The 20,767-nt window shown below is 71.8% G+C and carries 15 protein-coding genes; 9 read left to right on the top strand and 6 right to left on the bottom strand.

Features of this window, described 5'->3' with window-relative positions:
* Window positions 1-571 precede the first annotated feature (571 nt).
* Entirely contained in the window at window positions 572-748 is a 177-nt protein-coding gene (locus EWH70_RS35445) for a hypothetical protein (RefSeq protein ID WP_165436247.1), read from the top strand.
* Between the two features lie 49 nt (window positions 749-797).
* On the opposite strand, the gene EWH70_RS12335 is transcribed toward EWH70_RS35445, so the two are convergent.
* Complete coding sequence (locus EWH70_RS12335; RefSeq protein ID WP_240686948.1) at window positions 798-2,687, bottom strand: acyl-CoA dehydrogenase family protein; 1,890 nt, start codon at window positions 2,685-2,687, stop codon at window positions 798-800.
* 71 nt (window positions 2,688-2,758) lie between these two features.
* Window positions 2,759-3,427 (bottom strand): FadR/GntR family transcriptional regulator, encoded by a 669-nt coding sequence (locus EWH70_RS12330; RefSeq protein WP_165436253.1) that lies wholly within the window; start codon window positions 3,425-3,427, stop codon window positions 2,759-2,761.
* Window positions 3,428-3,547: 120 nt separating this feature from the next.
* Between EWH70_RS12330 and EWH70_RS12325 the strand changes: the two genes are divergently transcribed.
* Genes EWH70_RS12325 through EWH70_RS12315 form a run of 3 tightly spaced genes read left to right on the top strand, consistent with a single transcriptional unit; the run spans window position 3,548 to window position 6,168 of the window.
* A complete protein-coding gene (locus EWH70_RS12325; protein WP_130475450.1) occupies window positions 3,548-4,045 on the top strand; it encodes a gluconokinase in 498 nt (165 codons plus the stop codon).
* A complete protein-coding gene (locus tag EWH70_RS12320; RefSeq protein ID WP_240686947.1) occupies window positions 4,042-5,400 on the top strand; it encodes a GntT/GntP/DsdX family permease in 1,359 nt (452 codons plus the stop codon). The genes EWH70_RS12325 and EWH70_RS12320 overlap by 4 nt, the downstream gene beginning before the upstream one ends.
* A gap of 21 nt (window positions 5,401-5,421) precedes the next feature.
* Window positions 5,422-6,168 (top strand): phosphotransferase family protein, encoded by a 747-nt coding sequence (locus EWH70_RS12315; RefSeq protein WP_130475448.1) that lies wholly within the window; start codon window positions 5,422-5,424, stop codon window positions 6,166-6,168.
* 20 nt (window positions 6,169-6,188) lie between these two features.
* Here EWH70_RS12315 and EWH70_RS12310 read toward each other — a convergent pair whose 3' ends face one another.
* Window positions 6,189-6,941 (bottom strand): thaumatin family protein, encoded by a 753-nt coding sequence (locus EWH70_RS12310; RefSeq protein ID WP_130475447.1) that lies wholly within the window; start codon window positions 6,939-6,941, stop codon window positions 6,189-6,191.
* A 290-nt stretch (window positions 6,942-7,231) separates the two neighbouring features.
* Between EWH70_RS12310 and EWH70_RS12305 the strand changes: the two genes are divergently transcribed.
* Genes EWH70_RS12305 through EWH70_RS12295 form a run of 3 tightly spaced genes read left to right on the top strand, consistent with a single transcriptional unit; the run spans window position 7,232 to window position 13,540 of the window.
* A complete protein-coding gene (locus EWH70_RS12305; protein ID WP_130475446.1) occupies window positions 7,232-9,523 on the top strand; it encodes a helix-turn-helix domain-containing protein in 2,292 nt (763 codons plus the stop codon).
* 15 nt (window positions 9,524-9,538) lie between these two features.
* Window positions 9,539-10,345 carry a glycoside hydrolase family protein gene (locus tag EWH70_RS12300; protein ID WP_130475445.1) on the top strand — a complete coding sequence of 269 codons (807 nt, stop codon included), beginning with the start codon at window positions 9,539-9,541 and terminating at the stop codon, window positions 10,343-10,345.
* A gap of 54 nt (window positions 10,346-10,399) precedes the next feature.
* Window positions 10,400-13,540, top strand: a complete 3,141-nt coding sequence (locus EWH70_RS12295; RefSeq protein ID WP_130475444.1) for a S8 family peptidase — start codon at window positions 10,400-10,402, stop codon at window positions 13,538-13,540.
* A 43-nt stretch (window positions 13,541-13,583) separates the two neighbouring features.
* Here the strand turns inward: EWH70_RS12295 and EWH70_RS12290 are convergent, their stop codons facing one another.
* Genes EWH70_RS12290 through EWH70_RS12280 form a run of 3 tightly spaced genes read right to left on the bottom strand, consistent with a single transcriptional unit; the run spans window position 13,584 to window position 18,969 of the window.
* Complete coding sequence (locus EWH70_RS12290) at window positions 13,584-16,310, bottom strand: AbfB domain-containing protein (protein ID WP_130475443.1); 2,727 nt, start codon at window positions 16,308-16,310, stop codon at window positions 13,584-13,586.
* An 11-nt stretch (window positions 16,311-16,321) separates the two neighbouring features.
* Complete coding sequence (locus EWH70_RS12285; RefSeq protein ID WP_130475442.1) at window positions 16,322-18,106, bottom strand: glycoside hydrolase family 76 protein; 1,785 nt, start codon at window positions 18,104-18,106, stop codon at window positions 16,322-16,324.
* Complete coding sequence (locus EWH70_RS12280; protein WP_130475441.1) at window positions 18,103-18,969, bottom strand: endonuclease/exonuclease/phosphatase family protein; 867 nt, start codon at window positions 18,967-18,969, stop codon at window positions 18,103-18,105. The genes EWH70_RS12285 and EWH70_RS12280 overlap by 4 nt, the downstream gene beginning before the upstream one ends.
* A gap of 100 nt (window positions 18,970-19,069) precedes the next feature.
* Here EWH70_RS12280 and EWH70_RS12275 point away from each other — a divergent pair, with 100 nt between their 5' ends.
* Both EWH70_RS12275 and EWH70_RS12270 read left to right on the top strand, forming a co-directional pair.
* Window positions 19,070-19,723, top strand: a complete 654-nt coding sequence (locus EWH70_RS12275; protein WP_130475440.1) for a response regulator — start codon at window positions 19,070-19,072, stop codon at window positions 19,721-19,723.
* Between the two features lie 71 nt (window positions 19,724-19,794).
* Window positions 19,795-20,766: an alpha/beta hydrolase gene (locus tag EWH70_RS12270; RefSeq protein WP_130475439.1), complete on the top strand. Its 972-nt coding sequence runs from the start codon at window positions 19,795-19,797 to the stop codon at window positions 20,764-20,766.
* Window position 20,767: the final 1 nt, after the last annotated feature.

Below are 20,767 nucleotides of genomic sequence, written 5' to 3'. Positions count from 1 at the left end.
TTGTCTCGTTCGTGGTGGCTGGTGGGGCTAACGGGCGTGCTGGGTCTGCAGTGATCGCTGAGGCTGCGAGCAGACGACACCGGGGTCCACCTCGGACTTCTGCCGTCCAGCCCGCCCCACCAGGCAGCCGGCCTCGCGGCGACCACACCAGCCCCACCAGTCACACCCGGCTCAGCAGACCCAGCCGCCACCACGAAAGAGACCCAGCAACCTCCCCCAATGTGGCATTGGGGAACTTCAAGTACCCCAATGCCACATTGGGGGCGCATGGCGCCACGCCGCACACACGGCGCGGCAGGGCGCGGTGTCAGGGTTCCATGAAACACCGATAAGGCCGCAGTGAAGATCCATTCAGAATAAGCACATGCCTATCCTGCGCAGGTGAAATGCAGCGGCTATTCGCTGTTAGAGTCCTTTCATTAATTGCCGGACATAAACCGTTTGGGCTATTTTCCGCCCTGGTGTCCGCGTTTATTGTTGGTTTGTCGCTCCCGATAGGAGTGCGGCACACCAAGGGAAATCCGACCGCGGCGGGTTCCCGATTCCTTCTGTATCGACCCGAGGAGAAATCATGCGTAAGTTCGCGAAGGTCGGCGTTTCGGCGATTGTGGTCGGCACGGCGCTGTTCGTCGGTGCGGGTAGTGCCAATGCCCTCATCGGCGGTTCGATCGGCCTGGAGCCGGTGATCGAGCTGCCGGTGCAGGGCGACCTCCAGGTGGAGCTGCCTCAGCTGCCCCAGCTTCCGTAGTGGCCCGGGTGGTGCGGCGGAGCGCTGCGCCGCACCACCCGTCCGGGCGTCAGGATTCGAGCATCGGGGCGCGCAGGAACTGTTCCGGCACCGCGAATCCGTCCACCAGCACCCGTGCGTACGGACGCAGTTCGGCACACAGCGTGTTGACCGCGGCCGTCACGGCCTTCGCCCGGCCGGAGGTCAGGCGGCCGTGCTCCAGGAACCACGCGCGGTCCGCCTCGATGTCGGACAGGGCGTAGAGGTCGCACAACCGGCCCAGCAACGCCGCGGCCGCGGAGTCCTCGCAGCGGTCCACGGCGGCCGCGAACGCCTCCAGCACGAGCCGGTCGACGTGGACGCGGCCGGTCCGCAGGACGTGGTCCTGGGCGTCGTTGAACGCCGCGAACGCGTCCCCCGACTCGGCGGCCTTGCGCAGGCGGCGGGCCACACCGTCGAGGACGTGTTCCTCACGGTCCTCGAACAGGCGCAGGTGCCACTCCCGGTCGAAGAGCACCTCGTCGTCGGCGGCACCGGCGAGCCGGTCGAGTACCTTGCGCGCGGACGTCCGCTCCAGCAACGTCTCCACCAGCTGTTCCGCCGCGAAACGCACGGTCGCCAGCGTGCTCAGGTCGGCGAAGTAGTCGCGGTAGCCGGTCAGCAGACCCTTGGCTACCAGCTGCAGCAGCACCGTGTTGTCGCCCTCGAACGTGGTGAAGACGTCGGTGTCCGCCTTCAGCGCGGGCAGCAGGTTCTCGGCGAGGTAACCCGCGCCGCCACAGGCCTCGCGTGCCGTCTGGATCGTCCGCGTGGCGTGCCAGGTGGCGACCGCCTTGATCCCGGCGGCCCGCGACTCCAGCTCCCGCTGGTCGTGCTCGGCTGGCTCGGTGCCGAGATCGTGCACAGTGGACACCAGCCGCTCCTGGGCGAAGTGCAGCGCGTAGGTCTTCGCGATCGCGGGCAGCAGCTTGCGCTGGTGTGCGCGGTAGTCCAGCAGGACGACCTCGTCGCCGTCCGGGGTGAAGAACTGCCGCCGCCGCTCGCCGTAGCGCACGGCGACGGCCAGCGCCCGCTTGGTGGCGTTGACGGCGCTGCCCGCGACGCTGATGCGGCCCCGGATGAGCGTGCCCAGCATGGTGAAGAACCGCCGGTTGTCGCTCTCGATCGGACTGGAGTAGGTCCCGTCCTCGGCGACGTCGGCGAAGCGGTTCAGCAGCGCCGCCCTGCCGACCCGTACGCCGTCGAAGGCCAGCCGCCCGTTGTCGACGCCGTTCAGCCCGGCCTTGCGGCCGCAGTCGGTGATGGTCACCCCCGGCGCGGGCTCGCCGCCGACCCGGATCGGGACCAGGAACGCGTGCACCCCACGGGATTCGCCGCCGGTGATCAACTGGGCGAACACCACCGCCAGCTCGCCGTCGCGGGCGGCGTTGCCGATGTACTCCTTGACCGCCGACTCGTCCGGTGTGTCGATCACGAACCCGCCGTCGGTGAATGTGGCCGTGGTACGCAGGTGCTGGACGTCCGAGCCGTGGCCGTGCTCGGTCATCGCGAAGCAGCCGAGCAGCTCACCGCTGGTGATCCGGCGCAGGTACTCCCGGTGGTGCCGCTCGGTGCCCAGCAACTGGACGGCTCCGCCGAACAGGCCCCACTGCACGCCGGCCTTGACCATCAGCGACAGGTCGCCGAACCCGAGCATCTCGAACGACGTCAGCGAGCCGCCGACGTCACCGCCACCGCCGTGGGCCGGGTCGTAACCCAGGCCCGGCCGGTCGGTCCGGGCCAGCGCACGCAGCTGTTCCAGGACCTGGGCGCGGTGCGCCTCGATGTCCAGTTCCGTCGGGTCGAGGAAGGTCTCCTGCGCCATCTGCGCCCGTACCTCGCGCTTGAGCTCCGCCCAGCGGCCGTCCAGCACGGCGGTGAGCGCGGCCGCCTCGACGTCGTCTCCCGGTTTCCTACTCACAGGTAGCCAGCCTGCCGCAAACCGGGGCGCCTCGCAGCGCGAGCGGAGTGGCGGGACACCGCGACGACGGCTCAGTCGAGCAGCGCGGTCATCTCCTCGCGGGCCTGGATGACGATCTCGCGCAGGGCCCGCTCGGCCCGGTCGGGGGCGCCGTCGTCGATCGCCCGCGCCACCTCCGTGTGCAGGGCGACGGCCTCGGGCTGCGGCTCGTCCGGCATCAGGCCGTGCCCGGTCCGGCCGGTGAGCACCTCGGCGACCACGGCGGAGAGCTGGGCGAACATGGGGTTGCCGGACGCGGTCAGCACCAGATGGTGGAACTCGATGTCGTGGCCGAGGAACGCGGTGAGGTCACGGGCCTTCGCGGTGGCGGCCAGCCGGGTGGCCAGCGCCCGCAACTGCCCGCGTTGCTCCGGGGTGGCCCGCAGCGCGGCGAACCGGGCCGCGCTCGGCTCGACCGCGGCCCGCAGCTCGGTGAGCGTGCGCAGCGCGGCCGGCCTGCTCGCGCCGTCCAGCTGCCAGCGGATGACCCTCGGGTCGTAGTGGTTCCACTCCGGCTGCTCGCGCACGGTGACGCCGACCCGCCGCTTGCTCGACGTCAGCCGCATCGTCTCCAGCGTGCGCACCACCTCCCTGGCGATGGTGCGGGAGGCGCCGAAACGGGTCTGTAGTTCCTCCACCCGCAGCACCGATCCCGGTGCCAGCTCGCCGCTGACGATCGCGGCGCCGAGCTGGTCGAGCATCGTCGCGTGTACGCCGTCGGCCATGGGGAGACCGTAGCGTACTGACTCGATTAAGTATTACCTTTGCTTGATTAAGTAGTACTTATTGGGTCTACTGTCCCGCGGACCAAGGAGGTTTCGATGGCGGTCGTCGTGGTGATGGGTGTCGCCGGTGCGGGCAAGAGCACCGTGGGTACCGCGCTCGCCCGCAGGCTGGGCGTCGCCTACGCCGAGGCCGACGCGTTCCACCCGCCGGCCAACATCGCCAAGATGACCTCCGGCGTCCCGCTCGACGACGCCGACCGGGCGCCGTGGCTGACCGCGATCGCCTCCTGGATCACGGCCCACGACGAGGCCGGCGGTGTCGTTTCCTGCTCGGCTCTGAAGTACCGCTACCGCGACGTGCTGCGGGCCGGTGGCGACGTCTGGTTCCTGCACCTGCACGGCACCCGGCCGCTGCTCGCGGCCAGGATCGGCGGTCGCAGCGGGCACTTCATGCCGCCGTCCCTGCTCGACTCCCAGCTGGCCGACCTCGACCCGCTGCGGCCCGGTGAATGTGGCTGGACGGCCGACGTCGGCGCGCCGCCGGACGACCTCGTCGAGGCCGCGTTCACCGCCTACCGAAAGGACAACCCGTGAGCACGCTCGCCGCAGGGGAGTGGAGGCTGATCGGTGCGACGCTCCTCGCGATCGCCCTGATCGTCGTCCTGATCACCAAGCTGAAGCTGCACCCGTTCCTGGCGCTGATCCTCAGTTCGGGCGTGCTCGGCCTGGTCGCGGGGATGCCGGTGGACAAGCTGATCAAGAGCTTCAGCGGGGGTGTCGGTTCCACCGTCGCCTCGGTCGGGGTGCTGATCGCACTCGGCGCGATGCTGGGCAAGCTGCTCGCCGACTCCGGCGGGGCCGAGCAGATCGTCGACACGATCATCTCCCGGTCCGGCCGCAGGACGCTGCCGTGGGCGATGGCACTGGTCGCCGCGTTGATCGGGTTGCCGATGTTCTTCGAGATCGGCCTGGTGATGCTGATCCCGGTGGTGCTGCTGGTCTCCCGGCGCACTGGCCAGCCGTTGCTGCTGCTCGGAATCCCCGCGCTGGCCGGGCTGTCCGTGCTGCACGGCCTGGTGCCGCCGCACCCGGGACCGCTGGCCGCGGCGGGCGCGCTGAACGCCAACGTGGGCATCACCCTCGCGCTCGGCGTGCTGATCGCCATCCCGACGGTGATCGTGGCCGGACCGCTGTTCGGCAGGCTCGCCGCCCGGCTGGTGCCCGACGCGCACGCGCCCGAGCACCTCGTCCCGGAGTCCGCCGGCGACCAGGAAGCCGTGCGGCGGCCGAGTTTCCTCGCCACGGTGGCCACCGTGCTGCTGCCGGTGGTGCTGATGATGGGCAAGGCGCTGGCGGACATCCTGCTGGACAAGGAGAACCAGCTGCGCCGGGTGCTGGACTTCGTCGGCGACCCGCTGGTCGCGCTGCTCGCCGCCGTCCTGCTCGGCATGATCACGCTGGGCAGGCCGGCCGGGTTCACCCGCGGCCGGATGTCGGCCACCCTGTCCGACTCGCTCGGCCCGATCGCCGGAATCCTGCTGATCGTCGGCGCGGGCGGCGGGTTCAAGCAGACGCTCGTGGACGCGGGGGTCGGTGACGTCATCACCAACCTGGCCACCGGGGCGAACTTCTCGCCGCTGCTGCTCGGCTGGCTGGTGGCCGTGGCGATCCGGCTGGCGACCGGTTCGGCGACCGTCGCCACGGTGTCGGCGGCCGGGATCGTCGCCCCGCTGGCGGCCACGCTGGACCCGACGCACAGCGCCCTGCTGGTGCTCGCCATCGGCGCCGGGTCGCTGTTCTTCTCACACGTCAACGACGCGGGCTTCTGGCTGGTGAAGGAGTACTTCGGCATGTCGGTCGGCCAGACGGTGAAGAGCTGGTCGATCATGGAGACGGTGATCTCCGTGGTGGCGATCGCGTTGATCCTGCCGCTGGGAGCCGTCCTCTAGCGGCGCTGGATACTGGCGTCCATGGAGGAGGTCGAGGTCGTCGTCGCCCATTCCGAGCGGGTGACCCTGCGGGTCGGCGACGTGTTCCTGAAGGTGGACGCCGATCAGGCACGCCTCGACGTCGAGGCCGAGGCGGTGGCCCTGGCGCCGGTCCCGACGCCGGAAGTGCTGTGGCGCAAGCCGTCCGTGCTGGCGATCGCAGCGCTGCGGGGCAGGCGACTCGGCCGCCTCGGTGAGCCGTCGGCGGCGTCCCCGGCGGCGTGGGCCGCGGCGGGCGCCGCCATCCGCCGGCTGCACGAGGCGCCGTTGCCGCCCTGGACCGGCCGGCGCCGCCGGGATCCCGGGGAACTGGCGGCGGAACTGGACGGCGAGTGCGAGCTGCTCGTGGCGAACGGCATCCTGCCCGCCGGCCTGGTCGCCCGGAACCGCGAGATCGCCGAGGCCGCGATCCGGCCGTGGACCCCGGCGTTCATCCACGGCGACCTGCAGATCTCGCACGTCTTCGTCGACGGCGACGAGGTCACCGGCATCCTCGACTGGTCGGAGGCCGGGCGGGGTGATGCCCTGTTCGACCTCGCCACGTTCACGCTCGGGCACGAGCGGCACCTCGGTGACGTCCTCGCCGGTTACGGCACCGATGTCGACCTCGACGTGCTCCGCGCGTGGTGGTCGGTGCGAAGCCTGCTGGGGGTCCGCTGGCTGGTCGAGCACGGCTTCGACGCGTTCGCGCCGGGTTGCGAGGTCGACGTGCTGCGCTCCCGGATGTGAGGCGGTGCCGGACCGTGGCGTCAGCTGCCGCGGTGGAAGGTCACCACGAAACCGGTGCAGTAGCGGCACTGCCGCACGGTCTGGTTGCCCTGCTCGGCATCCTGCTTGGACCACGCGTACGCCTTGGGGCAGCGGCTGGAGATCGCGTTGCTGTACGGCGTTCTGGCGTCCCGGTTCGGGTTGACGCACAGCACCGGCCTGCCTGCCGGGTCCCGCGTCAGGTTCTCCGGCGGGCAGGATTCGAGCAGCCGGTCCGAGCAGCCGACCGACTCGCATTCCTTGGAACCGGGCGGAACCTGAGCGTCGCGTGCGTCGATGGTGATCGACAGCGAGACGGCGTTGACGTAGCTGACGTTGTACCAGGGTGCCAGCTTCATCGGATCGTTCCGGTCGAAGTTGAACTCCGCCAGGCTCGCCGGCTGCTCGCCGGTGGTGCACCGGTCGGCGAGGTTGCCGCAGTCGCCGATCGCGCAGCGGAACGTACTGCCCGGGGTGCCGGTGCAGTTCTGCCGGGCGAAGAACTTTCCGCGCCAGTGCGGGGGATTGCCCGATTCCGGAATGGTGACGGTGGCCTGCTGCGTGTCGTGCAGCATGGGCAGCCCGGTGAGATTGCGGGACCCGTCGGCGTTGACCGCGCTGCCGATCCAGATCGTCTGGCCGGACCGGTTGACGAAGGTGACGGTGTGATCGGCCGCCTGCGCCGCGGCCGCGTTCCCGGTCACCGCGGTCGCGGCCGTCACCAGTGCCAGCACCGCACAACGGATCCTGCGCATGTCTCCTCCTGGATGCCGCGTCGGACCATCCTGCGCCGTGGGTGGCTGCCCGGTCTTCACGGTCCGACCGCAGAAAATTTCGACCCCGCCACGCGACATCGACGAGACAAGTTTCCGGTCAATTCATTGACGGGCCCGTTCCCGGCCTTATCATCAGCACGCTGAGTAAGCGATCCACAACAGCGCTTCAACGAGGGTTCATCGTGATGTCGAAACCTTCGCGGAGCACCGGCATGCACTGCGACACCGCAGCCCACAGGCCGCAGCGCCTGTGCCCATCGGCGCGGGCCATGGCGTTGACCGACGCCGGCAGGCGCCGACCCGACGCCGTCCGGCTCGCCGAGCGGGCGCTCACCGATCCCCGCTGTGAACGGGATCCCCGCTGCCTCTACGACGCCCTGACCACGCTCGCGCTGGCAGGCGAACCGGCCGCCGACGCGGCGAACCGGCTCACCGTGCCGGACAGCATCCTTCCCATCCTGTTCCGTGCCAGGGCGGCCCGGTTCGAGGGCGACCTGGACACCGCGTGGAGCCTGTACGAGCCACTGCACCGGACGGTCACCGATCCGCGGCTCCGCCCGGTCGTCGTCGCCGAGACGGTGGAGCTGCTCCTGGACCGCGGCGATCCGGCCGGTGCCGGGGCGGCACTGGCCGGGCACGGCGGCGCGGAGGCGGAGCTGGCCCCCGAACTGCTGTGTGCCCGCGGAGCGGTGGCCATGGCCGGGGGCGAGTTCGTCACGGCACTGGCCGATCATCTGGCCTGCGGCAGGGCCCTGCGACTGGGCGGGGTGGTCAACCCGGCGAGGTCGGCGTGGCGCCGCCGCGCCGCGTCGTGTGCCCACCGGACCGGGCAGGCCCGGCTGGCGGCCGACCTCGCCGAGCAGGAACACGAGGCGGCGCTGGCCTGGGGCGAACCGAGGACGATCGGGCTGGCGCTGGCGACACTGGCCGTCGCCGGCGGCTCCCGGGAGCAGATCGACCTGCTCGACGAGTCCGCGGAACTGCTGGAGGCGGCCGGCGCGGCCGTCGAGGCGGGCGACATCCGGCACGAGGTCGGCAGCAGGCTGTGGCGGGACGGGCGGCTCGCGTTCGCCAGGGCGCAGTTCAACCAGGCCATCGCCCGGTTCCAGGGCGCGGGCAACGGCCACCGGGCCGCGCGCACCGAGGCCGCGCTGGCGCGGCTGCGTACCCGGCCGGAACCGGCGCTGACCCGCAACGAGACCAGGGTGGCGTTCCTGGCGCTGGTCGGCTACAGCAACCGGGACATCGCGGCGAAGCTGTTCCTCGCCGTCCGCACCGTGGAGTTCCACCTGTCCCAGGTCTACCGCAAGCTCGGCATCCGCTGCCGCGACGAGCTGTGGACCGGGATGCTCGACACGGGCACGGTGGTGAAACCGCCTGGCGTGCCCTACGTTCCCGGCGGCGTCGCGGTCGCCCAGGCCGCCGGTGCGGCGTCGCCGGAACGGGTCCGTGCGCTGCGGGCCGTCGCGCTGGCCAACCACGGGCACGATCGTGCCGCCGTCGTCCAGGACGCCGCGCTCGTGCTCGGCTCGGACAGCCGCGGCGACCTGCTCGCCTTCTGGTGTGCGGTGCTGGCACTGGTCCACGCCGGGGCGACCGATCTCGCCGCGTACCACTGCGAACGCCAGAACGGGCAGCACGGCGAGTTCGTCACCGCCCTGCGGGCCCGGCTGGCCTGGCTGCGCGGCGACCCCGGCACGGCCGCGGACCTCCTGCGCGGACTGCTCGACGACGGCCGGTCGCCGCTGCGCGAACTGCTGGTGGCGTGGTCCATCGCCGCGGCCGTCGACCTCGGGGACCTCGACCACGCACACGGCCTCGCCCTGGACCACCTGAGCGATCCGGACCCGCCCGGGCCGGGCGACAAGCCGGAATTGCTGGCGGCACTGGGCGACCTCGCGCTCGCCACCGACCACCAGGACCTCGCCAGAGCTGCCTTCCTCGAATGCGGCCACCTGCTCACCGCGGCGTGCGTGCACAACCCGGCGGTGTCGGCCTGGCGGTCCCGCGCGTCGCTGTGCGCGGACGCGTCCGGACGGCGCAGGCTCGCCGCCGTGCTCGCCGAGCGCGAACTCGCCCTGGCACGAAGATGGGGCGACCGGCGCACGATCGGGGTCGCCGCGCACGCCCACGCCGTGGTGGTCGCCAGGACACCCGAGGAGATCGCCAAGGCAGCCGACCTCCTCGCCGACTACCCGGCCGACGCGCTGCTGCGCGCACGCTACGACCTCGCCCAGTTCCTCAGCTCCGGACACCGCTACCCGGAGGCGCGGACCGTGCTGCGGGCGGTCGGCGAACTCGCCGCGAAAGGCGGCTACCAGCGCTGGTCCAGCCGGGCCGTGGCGGCACTGCGGCGACTGAGCCAGCAGGCCGGGATCCGCCTGACCGCACAGGAAAGGAAGATCGCCGAACTCGCCCGGGCCGGGCTGAGCAACCGCCGGATCGCCGAGTCGCAGAACCTGACCCTGCGAACCATCGAGTTCCATCTGTCCAGCGTCTACCGCAAGCTGGGGATCTCCGGGCGCCGCGACCTCGCCGCCCTGCGAACCCCGCTGATGTGAACCGGGAGAAGCACCGTGACCCGTCTCGCCCGCACGCTCATCGCGTTGCTGCTCGTCGTCCTGGCGCAGGCGCCCCCGGCCACCGCCGAAGCCGTGGCCGGGCCGAAAGGGGTCAGCGTCAACACCGTCGCCGGGGTGAACGAGGCACTCCGCGACGTGCGTGCCACGTGGTTCTACAACTGGGCCGCCGACCTCCAGGGCGTCAGCAAGCCCGAGGGGACCGAGTTCGTCCCGATGATCTGGGGACCCGGATCGGTCACCCCCGAACAGCTGAACAAGGCGAAGTCGCTCGGCACCACCCTGCTCGGGTTCAACGAACCCGACATGCCCGCGCAGGCGAACATGTCCGTGGAGCAGGCGCTGTCGCTGTGGCCCCAGCTGCAGGGGACCGGGATGCGCCTTGGCGCACCGGCCGTCGCGTTCGGCGGTGACCGGCCCGGCGGCTGGCTGGACCGCTTCCTGGCCGGCGCGGCCGCCCGCGGGTACCGGGTGGACTTCATCCCGCTGCACTGGTACGGCAGCGACTTCTCCCCGGCCGCCGTCGGCCACCTCCGCGGTTACCTGCAGGCCGTGTACGACCGGTACCGCAAGCCGATCTGGCTCACCGAGTACGCGCTCACCGACTTCACCCAGCCGCAGCCGCGCTACCCGAGCCAGCAGGAGCAGGTGGCGTTCATCAACAACTCCACCGCCATGCTGCGGAGCCTGCCGTTCGTCGAGCGGTACGCCTGGTTCACGCTGTCCACCGCGACCGCGCCGACCGGCCTGTACGACGGTACGCGGGTCAACCCCAGCGGGCAGGCCTATCGGGCCGCGGGCTGACCTTGCGGCACGACCGTAGAGACAGCGGCGTCACGGGCGGGGTGGGATCGGTCCATGCCGCTGAAAAGGATTCCGGTCGTCGTCGGCGTCGCCGGCCTGCTCGCCTCGGGCATCACCGGGGTGGGGCACGCGGCCGAGCCCGCGCCGTCCCGCGCGGTCACGCTGATCACCGGTGACCGGGTGGAGATCGGCCCGCACGGGGCGCCGTCGGTGCGGCCGGGACCGGGCCGCGACGGGATGGCGTTCTCCACCACCCGCCACGACGGGCGGCTGAGCGTCCTGCCCGCCGACGCGCTGCCGCTGGTGGCGGGCGGCCGGGTGGATCCCCGGCTGTTCGACGTGACCACCCTGCTCGACTACGGCTACGACGACGCGCACCGGGACACGCTGCCGCTGATCGTCACCCACCCCGGCGGTGCGGCCGCACTCGGCGGCGTGGTCACCCGGGCCCTGCCGGGCGTCGGCGGGGCGGCCGTGCTCGCCCGCAAGGACCGGCCGCTGTGGGCGACGCTGACCGCGGCCGGAGCGGAGCGGATCTGGCTGGACGGCATCCGCAGGGCCACGCTGGACCGCAGCACGGCCCAGATCGGCGCACCGGCCGCGTGGCAGGCGGGCTACACCGGCAAGGGCGTCCGGATCGCGGTCCTGGACAGCGGCGTCGACCAGACACATCCCGACCTCGCCGGCCGCGAGGTCGCCGAACGCAACTTCACCGACGCCCCGGACAGCGTCGACCGGCACGGCCACGGCACGCACGTGGCGTCCATCGCCGCCGGGAGCGGGCCGAAGTACCGCGGTGTCGCGCACGAGGCGTCGCTGCTGGACGGCAAGGTGCTCGGCGACAACGGCTTCGGGCAGGAGTCCTGGATCATCGCCGGGATGCAGTGGGCCGCCGAGCAGGGCGCCACGGTGGTGAACCTGAGCCTGGGCGGCCGGGACACACCGGGAACCGACCCGATGGAGGAAGCGGTCAACCGGCTGTCCCGCGAGCACGGCACGCTGTTCGTCGTCGCGGCGGGCAACACCGGCACCGACGGGTCCATCGATTCGCCCGGCAGCGCGGACGCCGCGCTGACCGTGGGCGCCGTGGACCGCGCCGACGGCCTGGCGCCGTTCTCCAGCAGGGGACCCCGTACCGGTGACGGCGCGATCAAGCCGGACATCACCGCCCCCGGCGTGGGAATCGTGGCCGCGCTGCACTCGGCAGGCACCATCGGCAAGCCGGTCGAGCCCGGCTACACCGCGCTGTCCGGCACGTCGATGGCCACCCCGCACGTCGCGGGTGCCGCCGCCCTGCTGGCCCAGCGGCATCCGGACTGGACCGGCGCGTGGCTCAAGTCGGCGCTCACCGGGTCCGCGAAACCCGCCCCGGGGCTGTCGCCGTTCGCCCAGGGCTCCGGCCGCGTCGACCTCACCAGGCCGGTCTCCGTGCTCGCCGAGCCCACCAGCCTCAGCTACGGCGTCGTGCCCTGGCCGCACGACGACGACAAGCCGATACCCAAACCGCTCACCTTCCACAACACCGGCACCACCGCCGTCACGCTGGACCTGACCGCCGGGCCCGCCGTGTTCTCGGTGCGGGAGAAGCAGGTCACCGTCCCGGCGGGTGGATCCGCGACGGTCACCGTCGTCGCCGACACCAAGGCCGGGACGGCCGACGGTGTGTACACCGGAGCCGTCGTCGCCACCGGCGGCGCAACGCCGGTCCGGGTACCGCTCACCGTCACCAGGGAGCGGGAGTCCTACGACCTGACCGTCAGCTACCTCGGCGAGGACGGCAAGGCCACCGGGGGCTACCAGGCCAGGGTGATCGGCCTGGACGACGACTCGGTACTGAAGCCGTACTCGCCGGACGGCACCATCCGGCTGCGGTTGCCGAAGGGCCGTTACGCACTGGACAACCTCGTCGCCGGGCAGGGGCGGCTGCACATGCTGCCGTACCCGAACCTGGACCTGACCCGGAACACCACGATCACCGTCGACCCGCGGATCTCCAAGCCCGTCGACATCGTTCCTCCGGGCCCTGCGACGTTGCTGATGAGCGACCTCGGGTACTCGGTGAAGATGGCCGGGGGCCGGCTGGTCTCGACGGTTCTCGTCGTGGGTGGCGGGAAGCTGAGCCAGGCGTCCCTCGGTCACCTCGGACCGCCGTCGCCGCCGGGAACCCTGACCGGCATCGTGAACACCCAGTGGACCGCCGCCGACGGCCCGTTCTACGGGCTCGCCTGGTTCCCCGGCGATGTGGTGCCCGCCGGGTTCAGCAGGACGGTGACCATGGCGGACCTGGCCACGGTGCGCGCGAGCTTCGGCGCGCCGGTGCCGGACCGGACGGGCCGCCGGGCGGCGATCCCGCACCTGCCGGACGGCACGTTCCTCACCCCGGGCATGTCGCGGGAGGTGCCCTTGCCCGGTGCGGTGACCGAGTACGTCACCACCGACGGGGTGAGCTGGAGCGGCCTGCTGCAGCAACGAAGCAGCACCGAGCTGGAGACCGAACTGTTCGGTCCCCGGCGGGTCTATCGTGCCGGGCAGGAGTACTCGGAGCGGTTCAACGACGGCATGTTCGGCCCGGCGTTCCCGCCGCAGGGTCCCAACCCGTGGGTGGACCGGCGCGGCGACTCCCTGGAGGTGTTCCTGCCACTCCTCGGTGACGCGGCGGGCAACGGCGGGCTCCCGCGGGTCGGCGAGGGCAACACGAAGCTGTACCGCGGCACCGAGCTGGTCGGCGAGTCGGCGGAGCTGGGCTACGGCTTCTTCCGGCTGCCGGCGCAGGAAAGCCAGTACCGGCTGACCACCACGCTGACCCGCCCGCCCGCGCTCGGACTGTCCACTCAGGTCAGTGCGGAGTGGACGTTCCGGTCCGGCCATGTGCCCGGTGAGCCGCGGGCGGTTCCGTTGTGCGCCATCCGGTTCGCACCGGAGCTGGACGACGCCAACAGCGCACCAGCCGGGCGGCCGCTGCGTATCCCGATCTCGCTGGGCTGCGGTGACGGCGGTGCCGCGCGGCCGGACACCCTGACCGTCGACGTGTCCTACGACGAGGGCCGGTCGTGGCAGCCGGCCCGGGTGCGGGACAACAGCGTCGCCTACGTCCACCATCCCGCCGCGGCCACCTCGGTGTCCCTGCGCGCGGCGGCCACGAGCGAGCACGGCAGCGTCGCGCACACCATCGTCCGTGCCTACAAGCTGAGGTGAAACCACGTGAAGGTGGCCTTCACGTGCGGTGGGTGGCGCGTGCCTACGGGGTCCAGGGGGCGGTGACGGACCAGGTCACGTCCTGGGCGTAGGAGGCCGGGTTGTCGTAGGCCTGCGCCCCGCCGTTGGCCGCCACCCAGACCTCCTCGGCGTAGTGGCGGACGTGGGTGCCCAGCTCGTTGAGCGAGGCAAGGCGCACGCCGCCGGTGCCGGGCTGGGCGCAGAACGTCGCGTCCCGCCGGAACAGGTCGGTCCCCTCGTTGCCGGACAGGCGGACCCGGAAGTTCGCGTGCCGCAGCCAGGAGCCCGGGAAGTTGCGGGACTCCAGCGAGAAACACGACGGGTCGGCCAGGCCGCGGCGGACCACGAACGTCGCGTCGGCCTTGAGCAGGCCGGGGCTCGCCGCCGTCACGACGTCGGTGCGGGCCAGGCCGTCGCGGTGGCGCAGGTAGCGGTCGGTGAACCCGGGGGTGGTCACCCGGAACGACCGGGCGGCGTCCCTCGTCAGGTCGGCACCGCTGCGCCAGAGCGGGATCACCGCGGCCCACGTGGTGTCCGCCGCGAAGCTCGCCGGGGTGTCCCACGGGTTCGGGCCGCCGGACCGGGCCAGGTAGACCGATTCGGCGTAGTGCCGGACGAACGCGCCCGGCTGGTTGAACGACTCCAGCGCCGTCGCGCCGGAGCCCTGCCGGGGACAGAACGTGGCGTCACCGGCGAAGCCGGCCGTCCCGTCGCCCGGGTCGTTGCGCAGCCGCGAGTTCGCGTGCCGCAGGTAGCGGCCGGGGAAGTTACGCGACTCGAACGACACGCACGCCGCCGACGCCAGCCCGGGCCGCGCCCAGTAGGTCGCGTCCTGCTTGAGGACGTCGCTGCCGTCGTCGGTGTCGGTGCGCGCCAGCGCGTCGCGGTGCCGCAGGTACCGGTTGGTGTAGCCGGGGGTGGTGACCCGCAGCGACACCAGCTCGCCCTGGTTCACCGACGTCCCGTTCGCGGCGTCCAGGACACGCTGGTTGACCGCCCGCACCCGCGCCTCGGACATCTTGAGCACCCGCCGGTCGTAGGTGTAGAAGCCGTTGACCTCGTTCTCCAGGTCGTACGGCTCGGTGTACACCGAACCGGACAGCCCCCGGGTCTGCACGAACCGTGCCACCTCGGCGGTGATCGTCTCGTAGCGGGTGGCCAGCGAGTTCTCGTCGGGATACAGCGCACCGTAGGCGAACCCGGCACCCGGCTCCCACTCGTGCCCCGGCACCCGCCTGCCCAGACCGCCGTACTCGCCGAGCACCGCGATCCGGGTGGCGTCGGGCGTGCGGGTGCCGCCGGACATCTGGTACGCATGGTCGTCGATGACGTCCCCGTTGCCCGCCATCGGATCGGACACGCAGCAGTTGGAACCCGAGTTGTGGTTGATCAGCCGGGTCGGGTCGTGGGACCGCACCACGTCGACGATGCGCGAGTTGTCGTACTCGCCCCAGCCCTCGTTGAACGGCACCCACTGCACGATCGACGTGATGCCCTTGAGCTGGTCGACGATCCGGCGCAGTTCCGCCTCGAAGTTCACCCGGCTCTCCGCCGAGGTGTCGTCGACGGCGTCCAGCGACGGCATGTCCTGCCACACCAGCAGCCCGAGCCGGTCCGCCCAGTAGAACCAGCGGGCCGGCTCCACCTTGATGTGCTTGCGGACCATGTTGAAGCCCAGCGCCTTCTGCCGTTCCAGGTCGAACCGCAGCGCCTCGTCGGTCGGTGCCGTATAGATGCCGTCCGGCCAGTAACCCTGGTCCAGGGTGCCGAGCTGGAACACGAACCGGCCGTTCAGCAGCGGCCGCATCACCCCGCCGACCATCGCCTTGCCCAGCGAGCGCATGCCGAAGTAACCGGTGACCACGTCGGAGCCCATGGTGACGCGCAGGTCGTAGAGGAATGGGTCGCCCGGCGACCACAGCCGCGCGTTCGGCACCGGCACCCGCAGGCGGCTTCCCGACGTCCCGGTGGCCGTGCCCACCACGGTTCCCCCGGTCAGCACTTCGGCCCTCACCTGCTGGCCCGGACTGCCCTGCACCACCAGGTCCAGCATGCCCGCCGCGACGTCCGGGGTGGTGTCCAGGCGTGTGACGTGCTGGGCGGCGACCGGTTCCAGCCACACGGTCTGCCAGATGCCCGACGCCGCCGTGTACCAGATGCCGTCCGGATTACGGCGCTGCTTGCCGATCGGGAACCGGTTGCCGTCGACCGGCGAGTACGCGCCGACGATGATCTCGTTGTCGCCGTCGCGCAGCGCGCCGGTGATGTCGAAGGAGAACGCGTCGAAGCCGCCGGTGTGCCTGCCGACCTGGGTGCCGTTCACCCACACCCGGGTCTCCCAGGTGACGGCGCCGAAGTTCAGCATGATCCGCCTGCCTGCCCAGCCGTCCGGGACGGTGAAGGTCCGGCGGTAGAACATGCTGTCCTCGTGCCGCATGATGCCCGACAACGCCGACTCGATCGGGTAGGGCACCAGCACGGACTCCGGGAGCCGCTGCCCGGTCGGCGGCGTATTGATGTTCGGCGCGCCGGTGAACTCCCAGACTCCGTTCAGGTTCTGCCACTCCGAGCGGACCAGCTGCGGACGCGGGTACTCGGGCAGGGCGTTGTCCGGCGACACCTGGCCGGTCCACGGGGTCGTCAGCGGCGGGACCTTCGGCTCCCAGGCCGCGGCGGCCGCGGGTGCCACGGCGGCCACGGAGCCGGCCGCGATGAGGAATGCCGTTGCCACGCCGAGGAAACGTCTCATGACTGCTCCTGTCACCGTGCCGCGATGAGGGCGCCGAGGCCGCTGGCCTGGGTGCGCCAGTCGAGCTGGTTCGGGCTGCCGCCCGCCCAGCGTTGTCCGATCCGGTTGAGCGGGTCCCGGTCGCGGGACCAGATCGACTCGGCCTGCCGGGCGGCGAAGCCGGCGTACCCGCCGGTGACCCGGGCCAGGTCGGCGAGGTACCGGCTGAAGATTCCCTTGAACTGCTTCTGGTTGTCATCGCAGGTGCGGGTGCCGACGTCACACGACTCGGTCAGCACCCCGTCGCGGGTGAGCCCGGTGACGGCCGCGTCGGCGAGGCGGCGGGCGGTGTCCAGCAACGCGCCGTCGCCGGTGGCCCGCCACGCCTCGAGGAAACCGCCGATGGCCAGCCCCTGGTTGTAGGTCCAGACGGTCTGGCCGTTGTTGCGGCAGTCCCTGGTCAGTCCGTCGTTGACCAGGCTCGCGCCGTTGATCAGCCCGCTGCGCAGGTACCAGTCCGCCGCGGTTCGGGCGCGGCCGCGCCACACGGTGTCGCCCGGGGTCCGGTTGTGGACGGCCGCGGCGAGCCGCAGGTAGAGACCCGCGGTGACGGCGTTCTTGTAGGTGCGCTCCCGGTCCCACCACACACCACCGCCGCAGGTTCCGGTGTCCCAGTACCCGTGCACGTAGTCCGCGATCGTGGTGGCCATCGTGAGATAGCGGGACTCGCCGGTGCGGTCGTAGGCCGCCACCCAGGCCAGGCCCCACCAGGCCGAGTCGTCGATCGCGCGGCTGACGAAGTTGCCCTCGATCGGGTCACTGCTGCGGCCCCCGGCCGGGAAGACGCCCTTGTTCTGCTCAAACGTCCGCCCGATGACCCAGTCGTGGCTCCGGTCGCCGAGCTCGATCACCGTCGTCAGCGTGGCCGCGGTGTTCCACCAGCTGCTCGGCCACCACCCCGGATGCGGGGAGTAGGAGTACATCAGCGCGTCGGCCGCCGCGCCGGCCCGGGTGGGGGAGGGGCGGGCCCACGCCGTGCAGGCGCCGTTCTGCCCGCTCGACGCCCGCCCGCACGCGCGGACGGCACCGCCGTACAGGCGGGCACGCGGATCGCGGGTGGCGAACATCGCCGTGCGGGCGCCCGTGCCGGACACCGTGATCCGGCCCAGCGACGACCCGTCCGGCCAGCTCGCACCCTCGTTCCAGGAGCGGTCCAGCCAGACCTCGTCACCGGGGCCGCCTGCCTCGATGCCGGCCCACGCCATGCCGTTGGCGTCGGTGTGCAGGCTGATGCTCCGGCCCGCCAGCGTGGCCGGCGGCACCGGCCGCACGTCGCCGATTGCCTGCCCGGCGTCGGTGTGGTCGCAGCGGACGTCGCACACCACCGGGTACACCCAGTCGGTGCAGCCGACGCCCGCGGCGTCCCCGCAGGCCCTGATCAGGCCGCGCCGGTGACCGCCGGGGTCGGAGATGTTGTACATGAGCGTCCGGGTACCGGTCCACGTGTCCGGGATGGCGGCCTTGCCGAGCAGGCCTTCCCAGGTGCGGCCGCCGTCCCACGACCGGTCCAGCCACACCGCGTCGCCCCGCACGCCGTCGTCGATGCTGCCCCAGGCCATGCCGTCGGCGTCGGACACGTGCAGCACCAGCCTGCGGCCGTTGAGGTTCTTCTCCGGCACCGGGAACGTCTCCTGCCCGGCACGGGATGGGTCGAGCCGGTCGCACGACAGGAAGCACACCGCCTCGGCGGCGGGCGCCTGCGCGGGCGCGCCGAGCAGGCCGCCCACCAGGGCGGCTGCCAGCAGCACGGGTCTCATGACACGGTGAACGTGGTGAGGACGGCGAGGTGGTCGGAGTTCCACCCGTTCCAGCCGCCGTAGGTCGCGGAGTTCCGGACCGAGATCGAGGAGCCGCGGTAGAGGACGTAGTCGATCCGGTCCTGCGGTTCGGGCCTGCCGTTGTTGGTCTTCTCCACCGGCGACCAGGTGTCGCCCGGCGTCCTGGCCGGGTCGGGGTGGATCTGCCGGAAGGAGTCGCGGAATCCCTTGGCCTCGAACGCCTTGGTCGCCGGCCAGGCGATCTCGTACCCGCAGTGGGTGGCCTTCGTGGCCGCGGTCCAGTCGAGGTGCGACGGCGTGTTCAGGTCACCGGCGACGATCCCCGGCGACGAGCCGGTCCACTCGGCGATCTGCTCGGCCTGGCGCTTGCGGTTGGACTCGTCGGCGAGGATCGTCTGGACGCTGTCCCGGTCGAAGCACGCGTTGTACGGGCCGTACTTCGTGTGGTCGAGGTGGATCGAGTACACCCACACCCCGGCGATCTTCGCGGCGATGGCCTGCGCGCCGGTGTCGCTCCAGGACGTCCAGTCCTGCTCGGCGATCGGCAGCTTGCTGATCACGTCGATGTCCCAGCCCTCGGCGGTGTGGCTCCAGCCGAGGGCGTTCGCGATCCTGGACGTCGCGCCGTTGCCGCTTTCCTGCAGGGCCACGACGTTGGCGCCGGACCGGCGGATGGCGTCGATGGCCACCTCGATCCCGCCGCCGTGGGATCCCTGGTGCCAGAGGTTGTAGGACAGCACGGACACGGTGGCGGCCGCGGACGACGTCCCGGCGAAGGTGACCGGGACCAGCAGGGCCGCGGCCGCCACGAGGGCAGCCAGCATCCTTCGGGCGCTTCGCATACCCGGATTGCACCCCGGCTGCCCGGGCCCTGTCTCTACGGTCCTGCCGCAAGGTTGCGCTTATCGGATACTTATCCCGCGCTCCATACGGTTCGCCGGTGTGATCCGGGTGGTCGTGGTGGACGACGAGGCGCTGGTTCGGTTCGGGCTCGAACTCATCTTCCGTGGGACGGCTGACATCGACGTCGTGGCCACCACGACCGGTGCGCTGGCCGTGCGGGAGGTCGGACTGCGCGGGCCCGACGTCGTGCTGCTCGACATCCGGACGCCCGGCGTCGACGCGCTCACCGTTGTCCGGCAGCTGCGGGCGATGCCGCGCCCGCCCGCCGTCGCGATGCTGACGACGGCGGGCTCCGGCGAGAACGTCGCCGCCGCTCTGCGTTGCGGTGCGGCGGGTTTCTTCCTCAAGGACACCGAGCCGCAGCACCTCGCCCAGTACATCCGGACGTTGGCCAGCGGCGGCGTGGTGCTGTCGCGCGACGTCACCCGTTCGGCCGCCGACGACTACCTGGACACCGCGGCCCGGTCGGCCGCCTCCGCCGGCGTGGCGCGGCTGACCAAGCGCGAGCGGGAGGTCCTCGTCCTGCTCGCCGAGGGGCTGTCGAATCTGGCCATCGGCGTCCGGATGCACCTGAGCCGGGGCACGATCAAGGACCACGTCAGCACGGTCCTGGCCAAGCTCGGGGTCGGCAACCGCGTGCAGGCCGCGTTGATCGCGCAGCGTGCCGGGCTGCTGCGCCGGCCCGGCGCTTGACCGGGTGGGGGCGCCGTGCCAGCCTCGGTGGGCTGGGGAAAGCGCATTCAGCCGGGCCAGGAGGAGCGTCCATGCGTGCACGAGTTCTGGCTGTCCTGCTCACCGTGCTCGCGTTGCTGGCGGGGTTGCTGGCCGCCGCGCCCGCGAGTGCCACCGGCGACCGCGCCACGGTCGTCAGCGAGCGGATGGTCGGCGACCGGCTGCTCGAACTGGTCGTCCGCAGCGACGCGCTACGGGCCGAGGTCGGCGTCCGGCTGCTGCTGCCCCAGGGCTGGCGGGCACGGCAGGGCCACCGGTGGCCGACGCTGTACCTGCTGCACGGCTGCTGCGGGCAGAAGGGCGGGGGACACCGCGACTGGACCGAGAAGACCGACGTCGCCGAGCACACCCGCGACCTCGACGCGCTGATCGTCATGCCGGACGGCGGGCAGGCCGGGTTCTACTCGGACTGGCTCGACGGCCCGGCGTGGGAGACCTTCCACCTGACCGAGCTGCGTCGGCTACTGGAACGGCGTTACCGGTCCGGTCCCGCCCGCGCGGTCGCCGGGCTGTCGATGGGCGGCTTCGGCGCCCTGTCCTACGCGGCGCGGCACCCTGGCATGTTCCGTGCGGCGGCCTCCTACAGCGGGGTTGTCCACACCACCTATCAGGGGCCGCGCACCACCGACGCGCTGCGGCAGATCGTGCGGAACTTCGGTGCCGATCCGGACGGGCTGTGGGGTGACCCGGTGGCCGACGCCCGGATCTGGGCCGCGCACAACCCGTTCGACCTGGCCCGCCGGTTGCGCGGGATCCCGGTGTACCTGTCCACGGGCGACGGCCGGCCGGGCCCGCTGGACCCGTCCGGTTCCGGGCACGACGGGCTGGAGCAGCTGCTCGGTGAGCAGGCAGTGGCGCTGGCACACCGGCTCGACCAGGTGGGCGTGCGCGTGGTCACGAGCTTCTACGGGCCGGGCAGGCACACCTGGCCCTACTGGGAACGCGAGCTGCACCGGTCCCTGCCGATGCTGATGCGGTCGATCGGCGTTCCAATAAATCAATGAC

The organism is Amycolatopsis suaedae (assembly GCF_004214935.1).
Taxonomy (GTDB): domain Bacteria; phylum Actinomycetota; class Actinomycetes; order Mycobacteriales; family Pseudonocardiaceae; genus Amycolatopsis; species Amycolatopsis suaedae.
This window is presented reverse-complemented; position numbering and strand designations above follow the sequence as displayed.

Bases quoted from the DNA above. Each gene is read 5' to 3' on its own strand.
- EWH70_RS12270 (WP_130475439.1), top strand. From the start codon at position 19,795: ATGCGTGCACGAGTTCTGGCTGTCCTGCTCACCGTGCTCGCGTTGCTG.
- EWH70_RS35445 (WP_165436247.1), top strand. From the start codon at position 572: ATGCGTAAGTTCGCGAAGGTCGGCGTTTCGGCGATTGTGGTCGGCACG.
- EWH70_RS12310 (WP_130475447.1), bottom strand. From the start codon at position 6,941: ATGCGCAGGATCCGTTGTGCGGTGCTGGCACTGGTGACGGCCGCGACC.
- EWH70_RS12285 (WP_130475442.1), bottom strand. From the start codon at position 18,106: ATGAGACCCGTGCTGCTGGCAGCCGCCCTGGTGGGCGGCCTGCTCGGC.
- EWH70_RS12325 (WP_130475450.1), top strand. From the start codon at position 3,548: ATGGCGGTCGTCGTGGTGATGGGTGTCGCCGGTGCGGGCAAGAGCACC.
- EWH70_RS12295 (WP_130475444.1), top strand. From the start codon at position 10,400: ATGCCGCTGAAAAGGATTCCGGTCGTCGTCGGCGTCGCCGGCCTGCTC.
- EWH70_RS12280 (WP_130475441.1), bottom strand. From the start codon at position 18,969: ATGCGAAGCGCCCGAAGGATGCTGGCTGCCCTCGTGGCGGCCGCGGCC.
- EWH70_RS12290 (WP_130475443.1), bottom strand. From the start codon at position 16,310: ATGAGACGTTTCCTCGGCGTGGCAACGGCATTCCTCATCGCGGCCGGC.
- EWH70_RS12305 (WP_130475446.1), top strand. From the start codon at position 7,232: ATGGCGTTGACCGACGCCGGCAGGCGCCGACCCGACGCCGTCCGGCTC.
- EWH70_RS12330 (WP_165436253.1), bottom strand. From the start codon at position 3,427: ATGCTCGACCAGCTCGGCGCCGCGATCGTCAGCGGCGAGCTGGCACCG.
- EWH70_RS12315 (WP_130475448.1), top strand. From the start codon at position 5,422: ATGGAGGAGGTCGAGGTCGTCGTCGCCCATTCCGAGCGGGTGACCCTG.